Source organism: Variovorax stachyos (assembly GCF_051400855.1).
GTDB lineage: Bacteria > Pseudomonadota > Gammaproteobacteria > Burkholderiales > Burkholderiaceae_C > Variovorax.
Genome location: NZ_JBLFFN010000010.1, coordinates 136384 through 158617 on the forward strand (window position 1 = coordinate 136384; position 22234 = coordinate 158617).

Below are 22234 nucleotides of genomic sequence, written 5' to 3' on the forward strand. Positions count from 1 at the left end.
GGCTTGCTGGAGCCGATCCCCCGGTGAGGCTGGCCCTCGGCGTCCGCTACCAGGGCCAGGCCTACGAGGGCTGGCAGAGCCAGCTTTCGGGCCGCACCGTCCAGGACAAGCTGGAGGCCGCGCTCGGCCGCTTTGCCGATCAGCCCATCTCCACCTTGTGCGCCGGTCGCACCGACGCCGGCGTGCATGCGCTGATGCAGGTGGTGCACTTCGACACCTCGATCGAGCGCGCGCCCGTCTCCTGGGTCCGCGGCACCAATCGCTTTCTGCCGGATGACATCGCGGTGCAATGGGCGCAGCCCGTGCCCAGCCAGTTTCATTGCCGCGCGAGCGCCCTGACGCGGCGTTATCTCTACGTGCTGTCGCAGTCGCCGGTGCGCCCGAGCCTGGACGCGGGCCGGGTCGGCTGGTCCATCCACCCGCTTGATGGCGACGCCATGCGCGCCGCCGCGGCCATGCTGCTGGGCCGGCACGACTTCAGCTCCTTCCGGGCCTCGGCCTGCCAGGCACTGTCGCCTGTCAAGGACCTGCGGCGCATCGAGATCACGCGACGAGGCGCCAACGACCGCTGCCGCTGGCACTTCGAATTCGAGGCCGATGCCTTCCTGCACCACATGATCCGCAACATCATGGGCTGCCTGGTTCGCATCGGTCATGGCAAGGCCCCGCCGAAATGGATGCGCGAAGTGCTGGAGGCGCGCAGCCGCCTGGTTGCCGCGCCGACCTTCTCGCCCAACGGGCTCTACTTCCTCGGACCGCTCTACGACGCCGGGTGGGGTCTTCCACCCGAGGCGACCCTGCAGGCGGGCGGCGCTACGTATGATGGCCCGCCATGAGCATAGCCGGCCGTACGCGCATCAAGATCTGCGGACTCACACGTGAGCAGGATGTCGATGCAGCGGTCGAGGCGGGTGCCGACGCCGTGGGATTCGTGCTCTACGCGGCCAGCCCGCGCGCGGTGACCGCGAGCCGCGCGCGCCAGTTGGCTTCGCGACTGCCGCCTTTCGTGACGCCGGTGCTGCTGTTCGTCAACGAGCCGGCGCCTGCGGCCCTGGCGGCCCTGCAGGGCGTGCCTGGCGCCATGGCCCAGTTTCACGGGGATGAATCTCCGGAGCAATGCTGGGAAGCGAGCGGCCGGGGTACCCACCGCTTCATGCGCGCAGCCCGCATTCCGCTCGGCGCTGCCGGCGCCGCGTTCGACCTCGTAAAATACGCCTCCGATTACTCCCACGCCCTGGCCATCCTGCTCGACGCCCATGTCGAAGCCTATGGCGGTGGCGGCAAGGCATTCGATTGGTCACTTCTTCCACCCGCCGTCGACGCTCACCTCGTCTTGAGTGGTGGGCTCGCACCTGCAAACGTGGGCGATGGCATTCGCCGGTTGCGCACGGCCGCGAAGTCGCTGGCCGTTGACGTGAGCTCCGGCGTCGAGGCCGCCAAGGGCATCAAGGACGCCGCGAAGATCCGCGAATTCGTGGCCGCCGTACGGGCGGCCGATGCATTGACCTAGCGCGTCGCCCGGCTCGATCGCCCGGCGGCCCACCCACCGATCGAGACCATGAACAGCTACGACCAACCCGATCCCAGCGGCCATTTCGGCATCTATGGCGGCACCTTCGCCAGCGAGACGCTGACCCACGCGATCAACGAATTGCGCGAGGCCTACGCGAAATACAAAGACGACCCCGAATTCCAGGCCGAATTCCGCCACGAGCTCGCGCATTTCGTGGGCCGTCCTTCGCCGATCTACCACGCGGCACGAACCAGCCGCGAGATGGGCGGCGCGCAGATCTACCTGAAGCGCGAGGACCTGAACCATACCGGCGCGCACAAGGTCAACAACACCATCGGCCAGGCCATGCTCGCCCGGCGCATGGGCAAGCCGCGTGTGATCGCCGAGACCGGCGCCGGCCAGCACGGCGTGGCCACGGCCACCATCTGCGCACGCTACGGGCTCGAATGCGTGGTCTACATGGGCAGCCAGGACGTCAAGCGCCAGAGCCCGAACGTCTATCGCATGAACCTGCTGGGCGCGACCGTGGTCCCGGTCGAATCGGGCAGCAAGACCCTGAAGGACGCGCTGAACGAAGCAATGCGCGACTGGGTCACCAATGTCGAGAACACCTTCTACATCATCGGCACCGTGGCCGGCCCGCATCCGTACCCGATGATGGTGCGCGACTTCCAGCGCGTGATCGGCGATGAGTGCATCGCGCAGATGCCGGCGATGCTGGCCGCACAAGGCATCGTCGGGGAGGCGGAAGGCCGGCAACCGGATGTCGTGGTGGCTTGCGTGGGCGGCGGCAGCAACGCCATGGGCATCTTCCACCCCTACATCCCCTTCACGGGCACGCGCCTCATCGGCGTCGAAGCGGCCGGCGAAGGCCTGGACAGCGGCAAGCATGCAGCCTCGATCCTGCGCGGCAGCCCCGGCGTGCTGCACGGCAATCGTACGTACCTCCTGCAGAACGAGGACGGGCAGGTGACCGAGACCCACAGCATCAGTGCCGGGCTCGACTACCCCGGCGTCGGGCCCGAGCACGCCTACCTGGCCGACATCGGTCGTGCCGAGTACGTGGGGGTCACCGATGGCGAGGCCCTCGAGGCCTTCCACTACCTGTGCCGCACCGAGGGCATCATCCCCGCGCTCGAATCCAGCCACGCGGTGGCCTACGCCATGAAGCTCGCCAAGACCATGCGTGCCGACCAGTCGATCCTGGTCAATCTCTCCGGCCGCGGCGACAAGGACATCGGCACCGTGGCAGACCTGTCGGGCGTGGACTTCTACGACCGGCCGTCGATGCGCGGCCTCAGCGTGAAGGGAGGCCGCGCATGAGCCGCACGGCCGCCCCGAAGGCGAATAGCGCCGTAACCGAAGGCGAAGGCACTCCAGTGAGCCGCATCGCTGCCACCTTCGGGCGCCTCCGCGAGCACGGCCGCAGGGCACTGATTCCCTACGTCACGGCCGGCTTCCCCTACGCCGACATCACCCCCGAGCTGATGCACGGCATGGTGGAAGCAGGCGCAGACGTGATCGAACTCGGCGTGCCCTTCTCCGACCCGATGGCCGACGGCCCGGTGATCCAGGCCGCTGGCGAAGCCGCGCTGGCGCTGGGGGTCGGGATGAAGCAGGTGCTGGCCATGGTGAGCACCTTCCGCCGCAAGGACGACGCGACGCCTGTGGTGCTGATGGGTTATGCCAACCCCATCGAGCGCTACGACGGCGTGCACGGCAAGGGCAGCTTCATCCGCGACGCCGCGGCCGCCGGGGTCGACGGGCTGCTGGTGGTCGACTACCCGCCCGAGGAATGCGAGGACTTCGCCGCCGGCCTGCAGGCGCACGGCATCGACCTGATCTTCCTGCTGGCCCCCACCAGCACGCCCGAGCGCATGGCGCAGGTCGGCCGCATCGCCACGGGCTATGTCTACTACGTCTCGCTCAAGGGCGTGACCGGCGCCGGGCACCTCGACACCGAGGCGGTCGGCCGGATGATCCCGCGCATCCGCGAGCACGTGAAGCTGCCGGTGGGCGTGGGCTTCGGAATCCGCGATGCGCGCAGCGCGCAGGCCGTGGGTTCGACGGCGGACGCGGTGGTGATCGGCACCCGCATCATCCAGCTGATCGACGCGCAGCCGCGCGAGCAGGTGGTACCGCTGGTGCGCGAATTCCTGGCCGAGATCCGGGAAGCGCTGGATGCGCTGCCGGCGGCGACGGCCAAGAATGCGGCTGGCCGATAATCCGGCGTCGCCCCTCGCCCCCAGCCCCTCTCCCGCGGGCGGGAGAGGGGAGCTACTCGCCGCGAAGGCTTGCTTCGCGAGAACATCGAACTGGAGCCCCCATGAGCTGGCTTGAAAAACTGCTTCCGCCCAAGATTGCGCCCACCGACCCGAGCGAGCGGCGCCAGATGCCCGAAGGCCTCTGGATCAAGTGCCCGAGCTGCGACACCGTGCTCTACAAGACCGACCTCGAGCACAACCAGAATGTATGCCCGAGTTGCGGCCACCACCACCGCATCGGCGCACGCGCACGTATCGACGCCTTCCTGGACTCGGAAGGCCGCTACGAAGTGGGCCAGGAGGTTCTGCCGGTCGACGCCCTCAAGTTCAAGGACAGCCGCAAGTACCCGGAACGGCTCAAGGAAGCACTCGAAAACACCGGCGAGACCGACGCGCTGGTGGTCGTGGGCGGCTCCGTCCACAGCATCAACGTGGTGGTCGCCTGCTTCGAGTTCGACTTCATGGGCGGCAGCATGGGCAGCGTGGTTGGCGAGCGCTTCGTGCGCGGCGTCGAAACCGCCATCGAGCAGAAGGTGCCCTTCATCTGCTTCACCGCCACCGGCGGCGCACGCATGCAGGAAGGCCTGCTGTCGCTGATGCAGATGGCCAAGACGAACGCGGCACTCACGCGGCTGGCCAAGAAGGGCCTGCCCTACATCAGCGTGCTGACCGACCCGACCATGGGCGGCGTGAGCGCCGGCTTCGCTTTCGTGGGCGATGTGGTGATCGCCGAGCCCAAGGCATTGATCGGCTTTGCAGGCCCGCGGGTGATCGAATCGACCGTGCGGGTGACGCTGCCCGAAGGCTTCCAGCGTGCCGAATTCCTTCAGACCAAGGGTGCGATCGACTTCATTTGCGACAGGCGCGAACTGCGCAAGACGGTCGCCAACACGCTCGCGATGCTGCTGCGACAGCCGGCCGACGCAGTGGACTGACCCGGGTCAGCGGCCGATCCCGAAGATCGTCGCCATCAGGCTTCCGAGCACGATGGCGCCCACCTGGAGCAGCACGATGGCGGCGAGCGGCGACAGATCCACGCCGCCCACCAGCGGGATGAAGCGCCTCAGCGGCCGCACCAGCGGCTCGGCCAGGCGCCCGATCAGGTCCTGGAGCATCGACGACGCATTCGGGATCCACGAGAGAACTGCATAGACGATCAGCAGCGCAGTCAGGCCCGACACCGCCAGCTGCATCAGCCCGATCAGCGACACCAGCGGCAGGATCGCCCAGCGGCCGAGCGCTCCCATCAGGGCCCACAGCAGCAGGAACTTGAGCATCACCAGCAGCCAAGCGGCCGCGGCGCTCGCCAGGTCCCAGCGTTTGACTGCGGGTATGACGCGCCGCATCGGCAGCACGATCCAGTCGGTGATCGCGAACACGAAGCGCCCCAGCGGATTGCCGAAAGGCACGCGGTGGTACTGCATGTACAGGCGCAGCAGGCATGCCCCGCCGAGGAGGCCGACGATCACGTCGAGAAGGAACGATGGGATCTGGTAGAACATGGCGCGCTGTCGTGAACGGAATGCGATGATAGCCACGCAAGGTTCCTCGATGACGACTCAATTCCTCCCGCAGCCGCTGCCCCTGTTCCCGCTGGGCACCGTGCTCTTTCCCGGCGGCTTCCTGCCGCTGCGCATCTTCGAGGTGCGCTACCTCGACATGATCGGCAAATCCCACAAGGCAGGCACGCCCTTCGGCGTGGTCAGCCTGACGCAGGGCGCGGAAGTCCGGCGCGCGGGCGCGCAGGCCGAGCGCTTTGCCGGGGTCGGCACGCTCGCCGAGATCCGCGAGTTCGATGTCCCGCAGGTCGGGCTGATGCAGATCGCATGCGTGGGCACGCAGCGCTTCCGCGTGCGCACCAGCGCGCTGCAGACCCATGGGCTCTGGACCGCGGAGGTCGAGACCGTCGCCGACGACGTGGCGCTCGCCGTCCCCGATGATCTTCGAGCCGTTTCCGACGCGCTGCGCCGCTTGGTGGACACACTGGAAGAGCGGCGCCGCAGCCAGGCCAACGAGCAGGTCCGGTTGCCGGTTCAGCCGCCCTTCCGCTTCGACGATTGCGGCTGGGTGGCCAACCGCTGGTGCGAGCTGCTGCCGGTACCGGCCGAGCTCAAGCAGCGGCTGATGGAGCTGGACAGCCCCTTGATGCGGCTCGAGCTGGTGGGCGACCTGCTCGTGCGCACCGGCATCACGAAGTAGCCCGGCAGCCGGGCTGCAGGACACCGCCGGCTAAAATCGCCGGTTGCGCGCGACTGCCGCGCTCCTACTTCTCCCCTCATGTCCGACGCCCTCCCCTCAACTGCCTCCGCCCACGACGACAACCAACTCATCGCCGAACGGCGCGAGAAGCTGAAGGCGCTGCGCGCCGCACAGGCCGAGGGCAAGGGTGTCGCCTTCCCGAACGACTTCAAGCCCGCGGACCGCGCGGCAGCACTGATCGCGACGCACGGCCAGACCGAGGCAGAGACGCTCGAAGCCACACCGATCGCCGTCAGCGTGGCCGGCCGCATGATGCTCAAGCGAGTGATGGGCAAGGCCAGCTTCGCCACGGTGCAGGACGCCACCGGCCGCATCCAGCTCTACATCACGCGCGACGCCATCGGCGAAGAAGCCTACGCAGAATTCAAGCGCTGGGACCTTGGCGACATCGTCGGCGCCGAAGGCACTGCCTTCAAGACCAAGACCGGCGAGCTCTCGGTCAAGGTGACGCGGCTGCGCCTGCTGACCAAGAGCCTGCGCCCGCTGCCCGACAAGTTCCACGGCATGGCCGACCAGGAGCAGAAGTACCGGCAGCGCTACGTCGACCTGATCACCGACGAGTCGGCGCGCGAGCGCTTCGTCGCACGCAGCCGCGCGGTGAGCGCGCTACGGGAATTCATGGTGGCCAACGGCTTTCTCGAGGTCGAGACGCCGATGCTGCACCCGATCCCTGGGGGCGCCAACGCCAAGCCCTTCAAGACGCACCACAACGCGCTGGACCAGGAGATGTTCCTGCGCATCGCGCCCGAGCTCTATCTGAAGCGCCTGATCGTCGGCGGCTTCGAGCGCGTCTTCGAGATCAACCGGAGCTACCGCAACGAGGGCATCTCGGTGCGGCACAACCCCGAGTTCACGATGATGGAGTTCTACGCGGCTTACTGGAACTACCGCGACCTGATGGACTTCACCGAGACGCTGATCCGCACGATTGCGCAGAAGAGCGTCGGAAAGCTCCAGCTCGAGTACCAGGGCAAGCCGGTGGACCTCAGCCAACCTTTCGAGCGGCTCACGATCCGCGAGGCGATCGCCAGGCACACCGAGGCCGGTGCGAGCGCCGACGATGCCGCCTGGCTGCGCGATGCCCTTCGCAAGCTCGGCTTGAGCGAGGAGAAGGACAAGCTCTCCCAACGCAGCCTGGCGAGCCTGCAGGTGATGTACTTCGAGGAGACCGTCGAAGAGAAGCTCTGGCAGCCGACCTTCATCATGGAGCACCCGACCGAGATCTCGCCCCTGGCGCGCGCCAACGACGAGCGCCCGGAGGTCACGGAGCGCTTCGAGCTCTACATCACCGGCCGCGAGTTCGGCAACGGCTTCAGCGAGCTCAACGACGCCGAGGATCAGGCCGCCCGCTTCAACGCCCAGGTCTCGGCGAAGGACAGCGGCGACGACGAGGCGATGTTCTTCGACCACGACTTCGTGCGCGCGCTGGAATACGGCATGCCGCCCACCGGCGGCTGCGGCATCGGCATCGACCGGCTGATGATGCTGCTGACCGATTCGCCCAGCATCCGTGACGTGATCCTCTTTCCTGCATTGCGCCGGGAATCTTGAGTACACAGGCGCCCGTCCTCGGCATCGACTTCGGCACCTCCAATTCCGCGGTCGCGTGCGTAGCAGGGAGCGAACTCGCCCGCCTGCTGCCGCTGGAGGGATCGGCCACGACGATCCCGACCGCGGTTTTCTTCAACACCGAGGACCGCAGCACGCATTTCGGCCGCGAGGCGGTGGCGCTGTACCTGGCGGGTACCGAGGGCCGGCTGATGCGATCGCTCAAGAGCCTGCTCGGCAGCGCGCTGATGCAGGACCAGACCGAGATCGGCCACCAGCGCGTCAGCTTCGAGGACATCATCGCCCTCTTCCTGTCGGAGCTTGCCGCACGCGCGCACCAACAGCTCGGCGTGCGGCCCGCGCGGGTCGTAGTCGGTCGGCCGGTGCAGTTCGTTGACGATGACCCGGCGCGCGACCGCGAGGCCGAAGCCACGCTGCGCAGGGCCGCGCGGAACGCCGGCCTGGGCGAGGTCGACTTCCAGTACGAGCCGATCGCCGCCGCCTTCGACCACGAGCGGCGCGTCGCCCGCGAATCGCTGGTGCTGATCGTCGACATCGGCGGCGGCACGTCCGACTTCACCGTGGTGCGCCTCGGCCCCGGGCGGATCGCAAAGACTGATCGCTCCAGCGACGTGCTGGCCACCACGGGCGTGCACATCGGCGGCACCGACTTCGACCAGCGGCTCAGCGTCGAATGCGTCATGCCGCATTTCGGATTTCGCCACATCGGCCCACAGGGCCGCGAGGTGCCGAGCAGGACCTTTTTCGATCTGTCGTCGTGGCACCTGATCAACTGGCTCTATGCGCCGAAGGCGATCCGGCAGGCGCAGGAGCTGCGCGTCAACTACCTCGACACGCGGCTGCACGACCGGCTCATGAACGTGCTCTCCGACCGGCAGGGGCATCGCATTGCCAGCGAGGTGGAAGAGGCCAAGATCCGCAGTTCGATGACCAGGGACGACGTGGCGATCGACCTGTCGTTCGCAGAACCCGAGCTGAGCGCCATGCTCACGGCCGGCGACATGGACCGCCAGCTCGCGGCGCAGCTGGACAACGTGATCGCGTGTGCACGCGATTGCGTCGCGCGTGCAGGCCTGCGCAGCGGCCAGCTCGACGCCCTGTATCTGACCGGCGGCTCCTCGGCTCTGCGCCCCTTTCAAAGCGCGCTGCGGAAGGCCTTTCCGGGCACCGAGGTCATCGAAGGCGATCTCTTCGGCGGCGTGGCCGCAGGCCTGGCCTATGCCGCCGCCGGCGTCGGAATGTCGCGACCCGCATGAAATACCTGGCCGCCTACCCCGCGGCGCTGCGCGCCCAGGTCGAAGAGCTCGTGACGCAGGGCCGCCTCGGCGACTGGCTGTTGAAGCGGTACGGCGGTGTGCACGGCATCCGGACGGACCGTGCGCTCTACGACTACGTGAGCGGACTGAAAAGCGAGTTCCTGCGCAACGCCGAGCCGCTGGCCAAGGTTGCCTTCGACAGCAAGCTGCACGTGATCCGCAACGCGCTCGGCACCCACACGACCATCTCGCGCGTGCAGGGCGGCAAGCTCAAGGCAAAGCGCGAGATCCGCGTGGCGAACCTGTTCAAGGAAGTGCCGATCGAATGGCTGCGCATGATCGTCGTGCACGAACTGGCGCACACGAAGGAGCGCGACCATGACAAGGCCTTCTACCAGCTCTGCATGCACATGGAGCCGGACTATCACCGGTTCGAGTTCGACCTGCGCCTCTACCTGACGCACCTGGAGAGTGGCGGAGCTGCACTCTGGTCGGCGACAGCCTGACCGAGGTCAGAGTCTGGACAGCGTTGCCGCCGCCTGCCGATAGGCCGGCGAGTGCATGAGCTCGTCCCAGGCGAGCGCATCGCCCTGTGGCAGCAGAGCGCGCCGACGCGCCTCGCGGACGGCCTCCGGCTTCCAGCGGCCGTTGCTGCGCGCTGCCGCAAAGCCGTCGAGCACTTCGTCGAGCACCGTGCTCTCGCCGATGCTCTGGTTGCACAGCAGCGCGAGGTCGCAGCCAGCGTCGAGTGCGGCGAGCGCGGCATCGGTGTAGCTCAGCAGCTCCCCCTGAATGCTGCGCGCGGCCTCCATGCTGAGGTCGTCGCTGAACACCGCCCCTTCGAACCCGAGTCGGCCGCGCAGGATCTGCTGCAGCCACTTCGGCGAGAAGCCCGCCGGACGGGCGTCGACCTTCGGATAGATCACATGCGCCGGCATGACTGCTGCGAGCGTGCCGCCCAGCCAGTCGTACGGCTTCGCATCGTCGGCCAGGATCGCCTTGAGGCTGCGACGGTCCACGGGGATCGCCACGTGCGAATCGGCACGCACGAAGCCATGCCCCGGAAAATGCTTGCCGCAGTTGGCCACGCCCGCCTGCAGCAAGCCGTGCGCGAGGCTGCGGGCCAGCAGCGCGACCACGCGCGGATCGCGGTGGAAGCTGCGGTCGCCGATCACGCTGCTTTCGCCGTAGTCCAGGTCCAGGACGGGCGTGAAGCTGAAATCGACGCCGCAGGCGCGCAGCTCCGCGGCCAGCACATGCCCGCAGGCCACGGCCGCCTGGGTGGCACGCATCGGATCGCGCATCCAGAGTTCGCCCAGCGTGCGCATCGAGGGCAGGCGCGTGAAGCCGTCGGAGCGGAAGCGCTGCACCCGACCCCCTTCGTGGTCGACGCAGATCAGCATGTCCGGCCGCAGCGCCTTGATCTCGGCGTTGAGGGCGCTCATCTGAGCCCGGTCCTGCCAGTTGCGCGCGAAATGGATCACGCCGCCCACCAGCGGATCGGCAAGGCGTCGGCGGTCGGCCGCATTCAAGGCGGTGCCCGCGACGTCGATGATCAAGGGGGCGTGCACGAGATTCTGGTCGGTCATGGCACGCGTTCGACCACGACGAAGCTGGCCGCGTAGTCGGTCTCGTCGGTCACTGTCACGTACGCAACCAGGCCTTCGGCCTCGAACCAGTCCTTCAACACACCGTGGAGCACGATCACGGGCTTGCCGCTGCGCTGGTTCGCGATCTCGCACAGCCGCCAGCTCATCGGCATGCGCATGCCCATGCCGATGGCCTTGCTGAAGGCCTCCTTGGCGGAAAAGCGGGTGGCCAGGTAGCGCAAGCCGCGCTTGGGCCAGCGGGCGCTGCGGGCGCGCCAGACGGCGAGTTCGGCGTCGCTCAGCACGCGCTGCGCAAAGCGCTCACCCTGGCGCTCGAAGGTTGCGGCGATGCGGCGGATGTCGCAGATATCGGTGCCGATGCCGTAGATCACGTGGCCTCTCGAATACAGCGCAGGTAGTCCCGCGTGGCTGCGGCGTAGCCTAGCTCCAGTGCATCGGAGACGAAGGCATGGCCAATCGAAACCTCGCGCACATCGCGCACCGCCCGCAGGAACTCGGTGAGGTTGTCGCGGCTCAGGTCGTGACCGGCGTTGACTTCGAGGCCGGCTGCCTGCGCCGCGCGGGCGGCCTCGGCGTAAAGCGCCAGCACCGTGTCCGCCCTGGAGGTGCCGCGCGAGGCGGCATAGCCTTCGGTGTAAAGCTCGATGCGGTCGGCGCCGACGGCCTTGGCGGCCGCCATCATGTCCGGCTCCGGATCCATGAAGAGGCTCACGCGCACGCCCAGGGTCTTGGCTTCGGCGATCAGCGGCCGCAGCCGATCGGCATCATCGGGGAAAGTCCAGCCGTGGTCGCTGGTCGATTGGGCCACCTCGTCGGGAACGAAGGTCGCCTGGTGCGGGCGCAGCTCGCGCACGAAGTCCATCAGGTTGTGGAACGGATTGCCCTCGATGTTGAACTCGGCCTGGGGCCAGTCCTTGCGCAGCAGCTCCGACAGGTCTTGCACGTCCTGCGGCCGGATGTGGCGCTGGTCGGGCCGGGGGTGCACCGTGATGCCGTGCGCCCCGGCATCCAGGCATAGCGCCGCGGCGAAGAGCACGCTGGGGATGCCCAGCGAGCGCGTGTTGCGCACCAGCGCCACCTTGTTGAGGTTGATCGACAGGGAAGTGCTCATAAGGCTTGCAAGTCTCTCATCATCTGGCGCGTGCGCAGCGTGCTCACACCGCAATGGTAGTTGAGCAGCACGCGCAGCTGGTTGCGAAGGGCGCTGCTGGCGCCGACGTTCATGGTCGCGACCTGGCGCAGCGTGGCAGCCAGGGGCGCGCGCTCCTCGAGCGTGCGCTGCAGGGCCTGCCACTCGGCGCCTTCGAGCGCGGTTTCGTCCTCGGCTGCGAGGCGCAGGCCGGCCTCGGGCACGAGGGCGTACCGAGCCTGCGGGTCGAGGGGCACCAGCGTCAGCGTTTCGATATCCAGCACCGGCAGCAGCCCGACCTCGCGCAGCAGCAGCAGCTCGAAGGCCCGCAGCGCGGCCGCCTGGGTGGCAGCCTGGGCTCCGCCATGGTCGCCGGCCAGCACCTGCACCATGACGGCGTAACCGTCGAACAGCGCCTCGTGCGCGTCGTCGCGTGCCAACAGGCGCAGCAGAAGTTCGTTCAGGTAGTAGCCCGACAGCAGGGCTTCGCCGGTGGGCATCACATGGCCACCCATCCACTCGGCGCCCTTGAGGGTGCGGATCTCGGCGTCGCCGCCGTAGCTGACTTGCAGCGGCTGCAGCGGCAGCAGCACCGGCCGGAAGTTGGAGCTCGGCCGCTTGGCCCCCTTGGCCACCAGGGCGATGCGCCCGTGGTGGCGGGTGAAGACCTCCAGGATCAGGCTCGACTCGCTCCAGTCGTAGTGGTGCAGCACATAGGCCGGTTCATGCGAAACGCGGTGAGTTGCCATTCACCCTTGGGCGCGTTCATTCATATCCGAATGAACGCACCCGTGCCTCGTCGTCAGCCCAGCCCGAACGCACCTTGACCCAAAGCTCGATGAAGACTTTGGCGTCGGCGAGTTTTTCGAGCTCCTGCCGCGTTTCCATGCCGATGCGCTTGATGCGCTCGCCCTTGTCGCCGATCACCATCGCCTTGTGGCTGTCGCGCTCCACGACGATGGTGGCGGCGATGCGCAGCAGGCGCTTCTGGCCCTTGCGGGCAGGCGGCTCCTCCTCGTACTTGTCGATCACCACGGTCGATGTGTAGGGGAGCTCGTCGCCGGTCAGGCGAAACAGCTTTTCCCGCACCAGCTCGCTGGCGAGGAATTGCTCGCTGCGGTCGGTGAGCTCGTCCTCGGAATACCACCAGGCCTGCTCCGGCAGGTACTTTTCGCAGATGCCGAACAGGCGTTCGATGTCCTTCGGGTTCTTGGCCGACATCGGGACGAACTCGGCGAACGCGTGCCGGCTCTGCATGTCCTGCAGCCACGGCGCCAGCTCGCCGCGCCGATGCACGTTGTCGAGCTTGTTGGCGATCAGCACCGTCGGGATGCCGGTGCCGAGCAGCTTCAGCACCCGCTCGTCGGCCGCGGTGAAACTCCCGGCCTCGACCACGAAAAGGATCAGGTCCACGTCCGAGACCGCGCCCACCACGGTCTTGTTGAGCGAGCGGTTGAGCGCGTTGGCGTGCAGTGTCTGGAAGCCCGGCGTGTCGACGAAAACGAACTGCGTCAGCCCGCGCGTGCGCATGCCGGTGATGCGGTGCCGCGTCGTCTGCGCCTTGCGCGAGGTGATGCTGATCTTCTGGCCGACCAGCGCGTTGAGCAGCGTCGACTTGCCCACGTTGGGCTTGCCGACGATGGCCACCAGGCCGCAGCGCTGGCCGGGGGATGGGTTCGGCCCCGCGCCCTCTGCGGGAGGGAGCGGGTCGGATTCGGTGGGATGGTTCATGGGGATGCCTTTGCAGCGCCTCCGCGCGCCTTGAGCCGGATCAACATGGCGGCGGCAGCGGCCTGCTCGCCGGCGCGCCGCGAGCCTCCGATGCCGCGTTCGCGCAAGCCCAGTTCGGGTACCTCGCATTCGACATCGAAGGTCTGCTTGTGCGCCGCGCCCAGCGTGCCGACCACACGGTAGACCGGCAGCTTCATTTTGTGGCCCTGCAGCCATTCCTGCAATTCGGTCTTGGGGTCCTTGGCCGCGGCGTCCATGCGCGGGGTAATGGCGACGGATTCGTAGAGCCGTCGCACCAGCGCCTGGGCCGGCCCATAGCCGGCGTCGAGGTAGACGGCGCCGATCAACGCCTCCAGCGCATCGGCCAGGATCGAGGGCCGGTTCGGCCCGCCGGAGCGCGCTTCCCCTTCGCCCAGCCGCAGCAGCGGGGACAGCGCCAGCTTGAGTGCCAATTGATGCAGGGTGTCCTGCTTGACCAGATTGGCCCGCACCCGGGACAGGTCGCCCTCGGGCAATTGCGACAGCTGCTCGTAGAGCAGGTGAGCGACCGCGAGGTTGAGCACCGAATCGCCGAGGAATTCGAGCCGTTCGTTGTGATCGGCCGAGAAGCTGCGGTGCGTCAATGCACGCTGGAGCAGCCGCGGGTCGGAAAAAGAATGCTGCAGGCGCGCCTGCAGCGCGTCAAGGTCACCGCCCGTCACGGCCGGCCCGTCGAGGCGCTGCGCCGGGGCCTGCGCAACCCCTCGGAAAGGTGACGCAAGGGCTTGGCCGCGACCCCGTGGGCGTCCATTTCAGTTCGATTGGCCTGCGTACTTGAGCGTCAGGTAGGCCGGACCGAACAGGTGGATCTCGCGCTCATAGGCGAAGGACACCACGACCTTGTCGCCGACCTTCTTGACGTCGAGGTCCTTGCCCGCGACCGACTGGAAGTCGTCGATGGCCTGTGCGCGGTCGAAGATCGCCCGCACCTCGGGAACAGTCGTTCCCTCCTTGGCCTTGTTCGCCGCCTTGGTGATCGCTTGGTACTCGATCAGCGTCGGAATGACCTGAGCCACCACCACGCCGACGCAGGCCAGCACGACGGCGACGAACAGCAGCCCGATGAAGGAGATGCCACGCTGGGACCGCCTGGATTGACTTGCTCTCATGCCCTCTTTCCCTCCAAAACCTCGATTATTGGAACCCGCCGATGCGCTTGAGGTCGCCGAAATTCATCCAGACGAAGAAGGCCCTGCCCACGATGTTCTTGTCAGGCACGAAGCCCCAGTAGCGCGAATCGAGCGAGTTGTCGCGGTTGTCGCCCATCATGAAATAGTGGCCCGGCGGCACCTTGCACACCACGCCCTCGACACTGTAGCGGCAATTTTCCCGGTGCGGGAACGCCATGATTTCGGCTTCCGAAAGGCCCGCGCGACGGCCCTCGTCGTTGAGCAGCATGTGCCTCTTGCCGCCCAGGTCCTCGGAATACTGCTTGAGGTAGCGCATCGCTTCCTCGTCGAAGTAGTCGGGCTCCGGCTGCTTGCTGACCGGCTGTCCGTTGATGATGAGCTTCTTGTTGAGGTAGGCCACTTCGTCGCCGGGCACGCCGATCACTCGCTTGATGTAGTCCATGCTCGGCTTGGGGGGGTAGCGGAACACCATCACGTCGCCGCGAGCCGGCGGGGTGCCTTCGGTCAGCTTGGTGTTGATGACGGGCAAGCGCAGGCCGTAGGTGAACTTGTTGACGAGGATCAGGTCGCCCGTCAGCAGCGTGGGCATCATCGAGCCGGAGGGAATCTTGAAGGGCTCGACCAGGAAGGAGCGCAGCAGGAACACCGCCAGGATCACTGGGAACAGGCCCGCCGTCCAGTCCAGCCACCACGGCTGCATGAGCAGGCGCTCGCGCGCCTTGGGGTCCGTGGTGTCGACTTGGGTGATGCCCTGGCGGGCCAGCTCTTCGCGCCGTTGAACGAGGGAGATCTCCAGCGCCTCGGCCGTTTTGCGGCGCCGCGGGAGGAAATAGAGGCGCTCTGCCAACCAGTACAGGCCCGTGATCACGGTGGCCAGAAACAGCAGCAGCGCGAAGTTGCCTTCGACCGCACCGAAGTACCACGCACCGATATAACCAACGAAAGCCGCAAGGATCAGGGAGGTGAGAAATGCCATCGATGCCGTGTTCTTAGTCTTCGACCTGCAGGATGGCGAGAAAGGCCTCTTGCGGGACCTCGACCGAACCGATCTGCTTCATTCTTTTCTTGCCCGCCTTCTGCTTCTCGAGCAGCTTGCGCTTGCGGGTGATGTCGCCGCCGTAGCACTTGGCGAGCACGTTCTTGCGCAGGGCCTTGATTGTCTCACGCGCGATGATGTTGGCCCCGATGGCGGCCTGGATCGCGACGTCGTACATCTGGCGACTGATGATCTCGCGCATCTTGGCCACGACAGCCCGGCCGCGGTACTGGCTCTGGCTGCGGTGCACGATGATCGACAGCGCATCGACCTTCTCGCCGTTGAGCAGGATGTCTACCTTGACGACGTCCGAGGCGCGGTACTCCTTGAACTCGTAGTCCATCGACGCGTAGCCCCGGCTGACCGACTTCAGCTTGTCGAAGAAGTCCAGCACGATTTCGCCCAGCGGCATCTCGTAGGTCAGCATGACCTGGCGGCCGTGGTAGGCCATGTTCATCTGCACGCCGCGCTTCTGGTTGGCCAGCGTCATCACCGCGCCGACGTATTCCTGCGGCATGTAGAGATGGACCGTCACGATCGGCTCGCGGATCTCCGCCATGCGGCCGACGTCCGGCATCTTGGACGGGTTCTCGACCATGATCACCTCGCCGTCGTTCTTCACGACCTGGTAGACCACGCTGGGGGCCGTCGTGATCAGGTCCTGGTCGAACTCGCGCTCCAGGCGCTCCTGCACGATCTCCATGTGCAGCAGGCCCAGGAAGCCGCATCGGAAGCCGAAGCCGAGCGCCTGGGACACCTCCGGCTCGTAGTGCAGCGAGGAGTCGTTGAGCTTGAGCTTCTCCAGCGCATCTCGCAGCGAGTCGTACTCGCTCGCCTCCGTCGGGTAGAGGCCGGCGAACACCTGCGGCTGGATTTCCTTGAATCCCGGCAGAGCCTCGGTGGCGGTGGCGGCCGCACCGCCGCTGCCGGTCTTGATCTGCGTGACCGTGTCGCCCACCTTCGCGGCCTGCAGCTCCTTGATGCCGGCGATGATGAAGCCCACCTCGCCTGCCTCGAGCGACTGGCGCGTCTCGGTTGCCGGGGTGAACACGCCAAGGCTGTCGGCGTTGTAGCTCGCACCCGAGGCCATCATCTTGATACGGTCGCCCTTCGCCAGGCGGCCGTCGACCACGCGCACCAGCATTACCACGCCGACGTAGGCATCAAACCAGCTGTCGATGATCATCGCGCGCAGTGCCGCGTCGGGATTGCCGCGCGGCGCCGGCACCTTGGCGACGATGGCCTCGAGAATCTCGTCGATGCCCATGCCGGTCTTCGCGGAGCAAGGAATCGCATCACCCGCGTCGATGCCGATCACGTCCTCGATCTCGGCCTTCGCGTTGTCGGGATCGGCCTGCGGCAGGTCCATCTTGTTGAGCACCGGCACCACCTCGACACCGAGATCGAGAGCGGTGTAGCAGTTGGCCACCGTCTGCGCTTCGACGCCCTGGCTCGCATCGACGACGAGCAGTGCGCCTTCGCATGCGGACAGCGAGCGGCTCACTTCATAAGAGAAGTCGACGTGACCCGGTGTGTCGATCAGATTGAGGTTGTAGACCTGTCCATCGCGTGCCTTGTAGTGCAGTGCCGCGGTCTGCGCCTTGATGGTTATCCCACGCTCTTTCTCGATGTCCATCGAGTCGAGGACCTGGGCTTCCATCTCGCGATCAGCGAGGCCTCCGCAGCGCTGGATCAAGCGGTCTGCGAGTGTCGACTTGCCATGGTCGATGTGCGCAATGATCGAAAAGTTTCTGATGTGATTCATCAACGGGAACGCTTAAGTACTTGAATTGGCTCGTGCGCAGCAGGCTACAGGCAAGAAAAAAGGGCGCGTCCCCAAGAGACGCGCCCTGAACCAACAAGCAATGGCAACTGCAGTAGTTGGAACTTCATTGTAGGCAAAAAGGGGGGCGCGTACAGCCGGGGCTGGGGCCTGGATCCGTCGTTGCAGGTCAGCAACATGGAACTTGTGAACAGCTTATCAACAGGATCGGTGGAACAGTTCCTTAACAACTTGTGGGCGATCTGTGGAGCACCGGTGGGCGATATGCGGGAATCCCGCATCGTGGAGAAGCTCCGCCGGCTTATGCGCCGAGTGAGGGCCCTGGACGCCGTATTCTACCGAAAACCGTTATTAGCTTTGAAGTAAGTTAGTGATCGCCAACTATTCGGCAGACTCGGAGACGCCAAAAAATTTTTTGGTCCGGGTTGCGAGAACACCAAAACCGGGCCGAAAAAGGCCCCAAACCCGACTGCGGGATGGGGCCACTTGACGCGGAGCGCCGTTCAGCGTGAGGGGCGGATCAGGGCGTATTGCGCCCAGTCGCCGCGGCGGAAAAGCACGCTCACGGGCTTGCTCTTGTCAGCCCTCACCAGCGCGGATTCGAACTCTCTGACGTTGGCAACCTCGATGTTATTGACCGCCAGGACGATGTCCCCCTCGCGCAGGCCAGCGCGCGTCGCTGCTTCCGTGGCCGAATCGACCTTCACCCCGCCCTTGAGTTTGAGCTCTTTCTTTTGCGACTCGGTGAGGTCACTGACGGCGAGGCCCAGCGACTTGGCAGCGGCCGAGGCCGACGGCTTGCTGGCCGGCTGCTCCTCGCGCTCGGCGGCCTGCGCGGACTTGTCGGGCTCGATCTCCGCGATCGTCACGGTCAGGTCACGCGAATTGCCGCGGCGGAACACGGTGACTGTGCTCTTGGTGCCGGGCTTGGTATTGCCGACGAGGCGCGGCAGATCGCTGGGCTTTTCGATGGCCTTGCCGTCGAAGCGGGTGATGATGTCGCCGGGCTCGATGCCGGCCTTCTCGCCCGGCGAGCCCGCCTCGACCCCGCGCACCAGGGCGCCTTGGGCCTTGCCCAGCCCGATGGATTCGGCCACATCCTTCGTGACTTGGTCGATCTGGACACCGATGCGCCCGCGCGAAACGCGACCGTTCGTGCGCAGCTGGTCGCTCACGCGAATCGCCTCGTCAATGGGAATCGAGAACGAGATGCCCATGAAGCCACCCGAGCGCGAATAGATCTGGCTGTTGATCCCGACCACCTCGCCGCGCATGTTGATCAGCGGCCCGCCGGAATTGCCCGGGTTGATGGCGACGTCGGTCTGGATGAAGGGCAGGTAGTCGCCGGTGTCACGCTGCTTCGCGCTCACGATGCCGGCAGTCACCGTATTCTCGAGACCGAAGGGTGAGCCGATCGCCATCACCCATTCGCCGACGCGCAGCTTGGAGATGTCGCCAACCTTGACGGCTGGAAGCCCGGTCGCATCGATCTTCACGACCGCAACATCGGTTCGCTTGTCGGCCCCGATGATCCTGGCCTTGAATTCGCGCTTGTCGACCAGGGTCACCAAGACCTCGGATGCACCCTCGACCACGTGGGCGTTGGTCATCACGAAGCCGTCGGACGTCAGGATGAAGCCCGAACCGACGCCCCGCGGCCGCTCCTCTTCCTGGGGGGCCTGCGGCCGATTGGGTCGCGGCCCTTGGCGCGGGATGTTGGGCATGGGCTGCCCGAAGAAGCGGCGGAAGAACTCCTGCATCTCCTCGTCCATCTCGCTGCTGCCACCGCGCTGTGTCACCTTTTCCACAGTCCGGATATTGACCACCGCTGGGCCGACCTGATCGACCAGATCGGTGAAGTCGGGCAGCACGCGCGCCTGGGTCTGCGCGGCGGCGGGGGTGGCTGGCAGCAGCGCGGCGCCGGAGGCGAGCATGAATGCGCCGGCCAGGAAGAATGAGCGGATCCTGTTCCTCTCGGTTCTGAACATCATCGGCTTCCTTGGTTGGAGAAAACTAGAAAACATCGATATGGCGGCTCAACGCGCGCGCACAAGACTTTGCGCGAACGCATCGAGCGTCTGAGGCGGGACTTCGCCGACCACGCTCAGCCACCAATCGCCGTCCTTGCTCGTCAGCTTGCGCGTCAGCGTGTAGGTCGCGCCGCGTGCGAGCAGGACCTCCCGGGCCTGGCGCGTGGGGTCGTAAGGCTCCACGAAGAGCGAGACCGTTGCCAGGCCATCGGAAAATATCCACTGCATCGTGTGCCCTTGCTCGCCGCCCGCCGCAGCGCCCATCGCGCGCCTGTAGCAACTGACCGGCTTGAAACCGGCGATGGGGGCTCGCAGGGCCCACCCTTCCTTGAGAGGCGTGCTGCGCTCGAGCTCGGATTTCTCCACCTTGTAGCCCGCGGTGCTGGACATCATCTGTGCCAGTGCCTGAGCTTTGACCGGTGCATCGAGCTGGAGTTCGGAAAAGGCAGACTGTTCGATCACGCGGTTCTCACCATCGAGGGTCTGCAACTTCACGACCAGACCCGAGCGCCGCTCGCTCCAGATGCGGTAGCCGAAACGCAGGCCGTCGCGCGGCTCCAGCTGCACGACGTCTGCATCGAAACCTGCGACCCGATCCTTGCCCAGGACGCGCACACCGTAGTAGTTGCCGATCGCGGAGTCGGGTGAACCGAGTAGATTCGGGAACAGTTCGAGGTTCTCGCGCTTCTCGCTCTTGACGATCTTCGCCTCGGGCAGGAAGGTCATCACGTGATCATTCCGCCTGAAGGTCGAGCGCGGCGGCCCGGACAGAACCTCGACGCGCTCGAGCTGCAGGTCGCCTTCGCAGACGTGCCAGATGCGGGCACTCGACAAGTTCCCGCCTGCGGCCGAAACGACGAAGGTTCCTACATAGGAACGCTGGCGGGATGCCGTATGCATGCGCTGCAGCCACTCGACCACGCTCAGCGCCGGCGCCTCGCCGCCGACCGCGCTGGTCGCCGCTTTCCCCACCGGCGACGGCGCTTTGCTCTGGGCCACGACCAGCGGCGCCACGCACAGCGCCGTGACCAGGACCACGGTGCCACGCACGGACATCGGCATCGAGACAGTCATTGCGGCAGCTGCGGAAGCACGATCATCAACGCGGGGGCCCGTCAAAGGTCGCATTGCGCAGGAAGCCAGAGGGCATCTGGGAGGCGCCGCCAGCCTGCTGGTGCGCTTCAAGCAACTGGTCCAGGCGCGGATCGCGCAGCATGACCTGCGGATGACCATTTCCCACCACGACTCGCATCGGCGTCAGCACGGATGCGCCCTGCGGCGCGGCCCCGCTGGCGGCGAGCACCGAGCCAGAACTCTGCTGCTGTTGTTGCTGCTGCGCCAATTGCGGCGCCGGCTGAGGACCGGTGCCCCCGACCCAGTTCCAACCGATGGCCGCCGCGGCTGCGAGCGATGCCGCGCCGGCCACGAGTTTCCACCGGAACACCGGCTCGTTGGCGGCCTCGGCGCGACGCAGCACGGGCATCGCCGTGGCGTCCGGCGCGAGCACCGGAACGGAGGGCTCGGCCGCCAGGCGTTGCTGGAGCCGAGCGAGGAACTGCGAGCTGTCGCTGCATGCGGTATGGACGCCAGACCGCAGAACGTCCCTGACGACGTGGTAGGCATGCCAGGTGGCACGCAAATCGTCGCTCGCGCAGACCTCGTCGATTACCCGGGCGAACTCTTCATCCCGCAGATGCCCGTCGGCGAGTGCGGAAACCTGCTCATGGACAGTGGTCGTGTGCTTCATCTTGTTCACCTGCTTACCAACGTTTGCCGGACTGGTTGTCCAACAACGGTTTGACTCTGGCCGAAATGGCTTCGCGCGCCCTGAAAATCCGTGACCGCACCGTACCGATCGGACAATTCATGACCTCGGCGATCTCTTCGTAGCTCATGCCTTCGATCTCGCGCAGCGTGACCGCCTGCCTCAGCTCTGCGGGCAGGGCCTCCATCGCTGCTTCGACGGCGGCCGCGATTTCATTGGCGGCCAGCACGGATTCGGGCGTCTCGTCGCTGGTTGGTTCGTTTCCGGGGCGGTAAGTTTCATCGTCCTCGTCGGAAGACGAACGCAGGGTGCTCTCGGTCACGGTCGGATCGCGCTTCATGTCCACCAGGGCCTTCTTGGCGGTGTTGACAGCGATGCGGTAGAGCCACGTGTAGAACTGCGCCTCGCCCCTGAACTGATGCAGGGCCCGATAGGCCCGGATGAAGGTCTCTTGCGCGATGTCCTCGACCAGGTTCACGTCTCTGACCATGCGGCCGATGAGCCGCTCGATCCGGCGCTGGTATTTGAGGACGAGCAATTCGAACGCCTTCTGATCACCGGCGACCGTGCGCTGGACCAGTTGGAAATCGACCTCCCCGGCTCTCGGCGCGGCTGTCGGCGCATCGGTCAGGCCGGCGTCGGGCGGCACGGGCGGCGGAGCTGCGGTCATGAAAGAGGATGTTGCGCGCCGATGGGCTCGGACCGGTCGTCGGTCAGGGCCTGGCTCGCCGGAATGGGGCGCGAATATACCGCACGGCGCAAGTTCTGCCAGCGCGCAGGCATGGTACTTCGCTCGAGCCAGACCCACGTGCAGGCGCCCTCCGGTTTGGCCATGCGGACGAGAAGCCAGGACTGGCCATCGAGCGCGACGCGCGCTCGGGCCGCCTGCAAGCCAGTCGCGCCCCGGATCGACCAGCGCGACCCGTCGAAATCCAGAACATCGGACGAAGCCGGGGGCGAGCCTCTCCACGCCGCCACGCCAGTTCCGAGGACGCAGAGCACCAGCAGCCCGGCGCGCCAGTCCACCTGGCCCAACCGAGCGCACGCCGCGACCGCGCAGCACGCGCCACCGATCCAAAGGAGGAGCAAGAGCCGGTCCGCATTACGCGAACGCCCCACC

At 66.5% G+C, this 22234-nt stretch carries 24 protein-coding genes; 9 read left to right on the forward strand and 15 right to left on the reverse strand.

The window, feature by feature from the left end; all coding sequences use genetic code 11:
- The first annotated feature begins 23 nt into the window (after window positions 1-23).
- The 5 genes from truA (at window position 24) to accD (ending at window position 4712) form a co-directional block, all read left to right on the forward strand.
- Complete coding sequence (truA, locus tag ACMGEZ_RS19015; RefSeq protein WP_436823831.1) at window positions 24-836, forward strand: tRNA pseudouridine(38-40) synthase TruA; 813 nt, start codon at window positions 24-26, stop codon at window positions 834-836.
- Window positions 833-1510, forward strand: a complete 678-nt coding sequence (locus ACMGEZ_RS19020; protein ID WP_436823832.1) for a phosphoribosylanthranilate isomerase — start codon at window positions 833-835, stop codon at window positions 1508-1510. The genes truA and ACMGEZ_RS19020 overlap by 4 nt, the downstream gene beginning before the upstream one ends.
- A gap of 48 nt (window positions 1511-1558) precedes the next feature.
- Complete coding sequence (gene trpB / locus ACMGEZ_RS19025) at window positions 1559-2836, forward strand: tryptophan synthase subunit beta (protein WP_436823833.1); 1278 nt, start codon at window positions 1559-1561, stop codon at window positions 2834-2836.
- A gap of 56 nt (window positions 2837-2892) precedes the next feature.
- Window positions 2893-3738 carry a tryptophan synthase subunit alpha gene (trpA, locus tag ACMGEZ_RS19030; protein WP_436823885.1) on the forward strand — a complete coding sequence of 282 codons (846 nt, stop codon included), beginning with the start codon at window positions 2893-2895 and terminating at the stop codon, window positions 3736-3738.
- Window positions 3739-3839: 101 nt separating this feature from the next.
- Window positions 3840-4712, forward strand: coding sequence for an acetyl-CoA carboxylase, carboxyltransferase subunit beta (accD, locus tag ACMGEZ_RS19035; protein ID WP_436823834.1), 873 nt, complete (start codon window positions 3840-3842; stop codon window positions 4710-4712).
- A gap of 6 nt (window positions 4713-4718) precedes the next feature.
- Here accD and ACMGEZ_RS19040 read toward each other — a convergent pair whose 3' ends face one another.
- Window positions 4719-5279: a YggT family protein gene (locus tag ACMGEZ_RS19040; protein ID WP_436823886.1), complete on the reverse strand. Its 561-nt coding sequence runs from the start codon at window positions 5277-5279 to the stop codon at window positions 4719-4721.
- Window positions 5280-5328: 49 nt separating this feature from the next.
- Here ACMGEZ_RS19040 and ACMGEZ_RS19045 point away from each other — a divergent pair, with 49 nt between their 5' ends.
- The 4 genes from ACMGEZ_RS19045 (at window position 5329) to ACMGEZ_RS19060 (ending at window position 9367) form a co-directional block, all read left to right on the forward strand.
- Window positions 5329-5976: an LON peptidase substrate-binding domain-containing protein gene (locus ACMGEZ_RS19045; protein ID WP_436823835.1), complete on the forward strand. Its 648-nt coding sequence runs from the start codon at window positions 5329-5331 to the stop codon at window positions 5974-5976.
- A 78-nt stretch (window positions 5977-6054) separates the two neighbouring features.
- Window positions 6055-7587, forward strand: a complete 1533-nt coding sequence (gene lysS, locus ACMGEZ_RS19050) for a lysine--tRNA ligase (protein WP_436823836.1) — start codon at window positions 6055-6057, stop codon at window positions 7585-7587.
- On the forward strand, window positions 7581-8861 hold the full coding sequence (locus ACMGEZ_RS19055) for an Hsp70 family protein (RefSeq protein WP_436823887.1): 1281 nt from the start codon (window positions 7581-7583) through the stop codon (window positions 8859-8861). Before lysS ends, ACMGEZ_RS19055 begins: the two co-directional genes overlap by 7 nt.
- Window positions 8858-9367, forward strand: coding sequence for a M48 metallopeptidase family protein (locus ACMGEZ_RS19060; RefSeq protein WP_436823837.1), 510 nt, complete (start codon window positions 8858-8860; stop codon window positions 9365-9367). Before ACMGEZ_RS19055 ends, ACMGEZ_RS19060 begins: the two co-directional genes overlap by 4 nt.
- 6 nt (window positions 9368-9373) lie before the next feature.
- Here ACMGEZ_RS19060 and nagZ read toward each other — a convergent pair whose 3' ends face one another.
- The 14 genes from nagZ to ACMGEZ_RS19130 form a co-directional block, all read right to left on the reverse strand.
- A complete protein-coding gene (gene nagZ, locus ACMGEZ_RS19065; protein ID WP_436823838.1) occupies window positions 9374-10450 on the reverse strand; it encodes a beta-N-acetylhexosaminidase in 1077 nt (358 codons plus the stop codon).
- Window positions 10447-10842 carry a holo-ACP synthase gene (acpS, locus tag ACMGEZ_RS19070; RefSeq protein ID WP_436823839.1) on the reverse strand — a complete coding sequence of 132 codons (396 nt, stop codon included), beginning with the start codon at window positions 10840-10842 and terminating at the stop codon, window positions 10447-10449. Before acpS ends, nagZ begins: the two co-directional genes overlap by 4 nt.
- Complete coding sequence (locus ACMGEZ_RS19075) at window positions 10839-11582, reverse strand: pyridoxine 5'-phosphate synthase (RefSeq protein ID WP_436823840.1); 744 nt, start codon at window positions 11580-11582, stop codon at window positions 10839-10841. The genes acpS and ACMGEZ_RS19075 overlap by 4 nt, the downstream gene beginning before the upstream one ends.
- Complete coding sequence (recO, locus tag ACMGEZ_RS19080; RefSeq protein ID WP_436823841.1) at window positions 11579-12349, reverse strand: DNA repair protein RecO; 771 nt, start codon at window positions 12347-12349, stop codon at window positions 11579-11581. Before recO ends, ACMGEZ_RS19075 begins: the two co-directional genes overlap by 4 nt.
- A gap of 16 nt (window positions 12350-12365) precedes the next feature.
- The gene (era, locus tag ACMGEZ_RS19085) at window positions 12366-13331 is read right to left on the reverse strand and encodes a GTPase Era (RefSeq protein WP_436823842.1); all 966 of its coding nucleotides are present in this window, start codon (window positions 13329-13331) and stop codon (window positions 12366-12368) included.
- On the reverse strand, window positions 13328-14032 hold the full coding sequence (rnc, locus tag ACMGEZ_RS19090; protein WP_436823843.1) for a ribonuclease III: 705 nt from the start codon (window positions 14030-14032) through the stop codon (window positions 13328-13330). The genes era and rnc overlap by 4 nt, the downstream gene beginning before the upstream one ends.
- A 90-nt stretch (window positions 14033-14122) precedes the next feature.
- Window positions 14123-14479: a DUF4845 domain-containing protein gene (locus tag ACMGEZ_RS19095; protein ID WP_436823844.1), complete on the reverse strand. Its 357-nt coding sequence runs from the start codon at window positions 14477-14479 to the stop codon at window positions 14123-14125.
- 25 nt (window positions 14480-14504) lie between these two features.
- Window positions 14505-15476, reverse strand: a complete 972-nt coding sequence (gene lepB / locus ACMGEZ_RS19100; protein ID WP_436823845.1) for a signal peptidase I — start codon at window positions 15474-15476, stop codon at window positions 14505-14507.
- 13 nt (window positions 15477-15489) lie between these two features.
- On the reverse strand, window positions 15490-17301 hold the full coding sequence (gene lepA / locus ACMGEZ_RS19105; protein WP_436823846.1) for a translation elongation factor 4: 1812 nt from the start codon (window positions 17299-17301) through the stop codon (window positions 15490-15492).
- A gap of 521 nt (window positions 17302-17822) precedes the next feature.
- Window positions 17823-19310, reverse strand: a complete 1488-nt coding sequence (locus ACMGEZ_RS19110; RefSeq protein WP_436823847.1) for a DegQ family serine endoprotease — start codon at window positions 19308-19310, stop codon at window positions 17823-17825.
- A gap of 45 nt (window positions 19311-19355) precedes the next feature.
- Window positions 19356-20423, reverse strand: a complete 1068-nt coding sequence (locus tag ACMGEZ_RS19115; protein WP_436823888.1) for a MucB/RseB C-terminal domain-containing protein — start codon at window positions 20421-20423, stop codon at window positions 19356-19358.
- Between the two features lie 25 nt (window positions 20424-20448).
- On the reverse strand, window positions 20449-21096 hold the full coding sequence (locus ACMGEZ_RS19120) for a sigma-E factor negative regulatory protein (protein ID WP_436823848.1): 648 nt from the start codon (window positions 21094-21096) through the stop codon (window positions 20449-20451).
- Between the two features lie 13 nt (window positions 21097-21109).
- A complete protein-coding gene (rpoE, locus tag ACMGEZ_RS19125; RefSeq protein ID WP_436823849.1) occupies window positions 21110-21784 on the reverse strand; it encodes an RNA polymerase sigma factor RpoE in 675 nt (224 codons plus the stop codon).
- Entirely contained in the window at window positions 21781-22203 is a 423-nt protein-coding gene (locus tag ACMGEZ_RS19130; RefSeq protein WP_436823850.1) for a hypothetical protein, read from the reverse strand. The genes rpoE and ACMGEZ_RS19130 overlap by 4 nt, the downstream gene beginning before the upstream one ends.
- Window positions 22204-22234: the final 31 nt, after the last annotated feature.

Coding starts and splice junctions, on each gene's coding strand:
- ACMGEZ_RS19020 (WP_436823832.1), top strand. CDS start 833: ATGAGCATAGCCGGCCGTACGCGCATCAAGATCTGCGGACTCACACGT.
- trpB (WP_436823833.1), top strand. CDS start 1,559: ATGAACAGCTACGACCAACCCGATCCCAGCGGCCATTTCGGCATCTAT.
- accD (WP_436823834.1), top strand. CDS start 3,840: ATGAGCTGGCTTGAAAAACTGCTTCCGCCCAAGATTGCGCCCACCGAC.
- ACMGEZ_RS19040 (WP_436823886.1), bottom strand. CDS start 5,279: ATGTTCTACCAGATCCCATCGTTCCTTCTCGACGTGATCGTCGGCCTC.
- ACMGEZ_RS19045 (WP_436823835.1), top strand. CDS start 5,329: ATGACGACTCAATTCCTCCCGCAGCCGCTGCCCCTGTTCCCGCTGGGC.
- lysS (WP_436823836.1), top strand. CDS start 6,055: ATGTCCGACGCCCTCCCCTCAACTGCCTCCGCCCACGACGACAACCAA.
- ACMGEZ_RS19060 (WP_436823837.1), top strand. CDS start 8,858: ATGAAATACCTGGCCGCCTACCCCGCGGCGCTGCGCGCCCAGGTCGAA.
- nagZ (WP_436823838.1), bottom strand. CDS start 10,450: ATGACCGACCAGAATCTCGTGCACGCCCCCTTGATCATCGACGTCGCG.
- ACMGEZ_RS19075 (WP_436823840.1), bottom strand. CDS start 11,582: ATGAGCACTTCCCTGTCGATCAACCTCAACAAGGTGGCGCTGGTGCGC.
- recO (WP_436823841.1), bottom strand. CDS start 12,349: ATGGCAACTCACCGCGTTTCGCATGAACCGGCCTATGTGCTGCACCAC.
- era (WP_436823842.1), bottom strand. CDS start 13,331: ATGAACCATCCCACCGAATCCGACCCGCTCCCTCCCGCAGAGGGCGCG.
- ACMGEZ_RS19095 (WP_436823844.1), bottom strand. CDS start 14,479: ATGAGAGCAAGTCAATCCAGGCGGTCCCAGCGTGGCATCTCCTTCATC.
- lepB (WP_436823845.1), bottom strand. CDS start 15,476: ATGGCATTTCTCACCTCCCTGATCCTTGCGGCTTTCGTTGGTTATATC.
- lepA (WP_436823846.1), bottom strand. CDS start 17,301: ATGAATCACATCAGAAACTTTTCGATCATTGCGCACATCGACCATGGC.
- ACMGEZ_RS19110 (WP_436823847.1), bottom strand. CDS start 19,310: ATGATGTTCAGAACCGAGAGGAACAGGATCCGCTCATTCTTCCTGGCC.
- ACMGEZ_RS19115 (WP_436823888.1), bottom strand. CDS start 20,423: ATGACTGTCTCGATGCCGATGTCCGTGCGTGGCACCGTGGTCCTGGTC.
- ACMGEZ_RS19120 (WP_436823848.1), bottom strand. CDS start 21,096: ATGAAGCACACGACCACTGTCCATGAGCAGGTTTCCGCACTCGCCGAC.
- rpoE (WP_436823849.1), bottom strand. CDS start 21,784: ATGACCGCAGCTCCGCCGCCCGTGCCGCCCGACGCCGGCCTGACCGAT.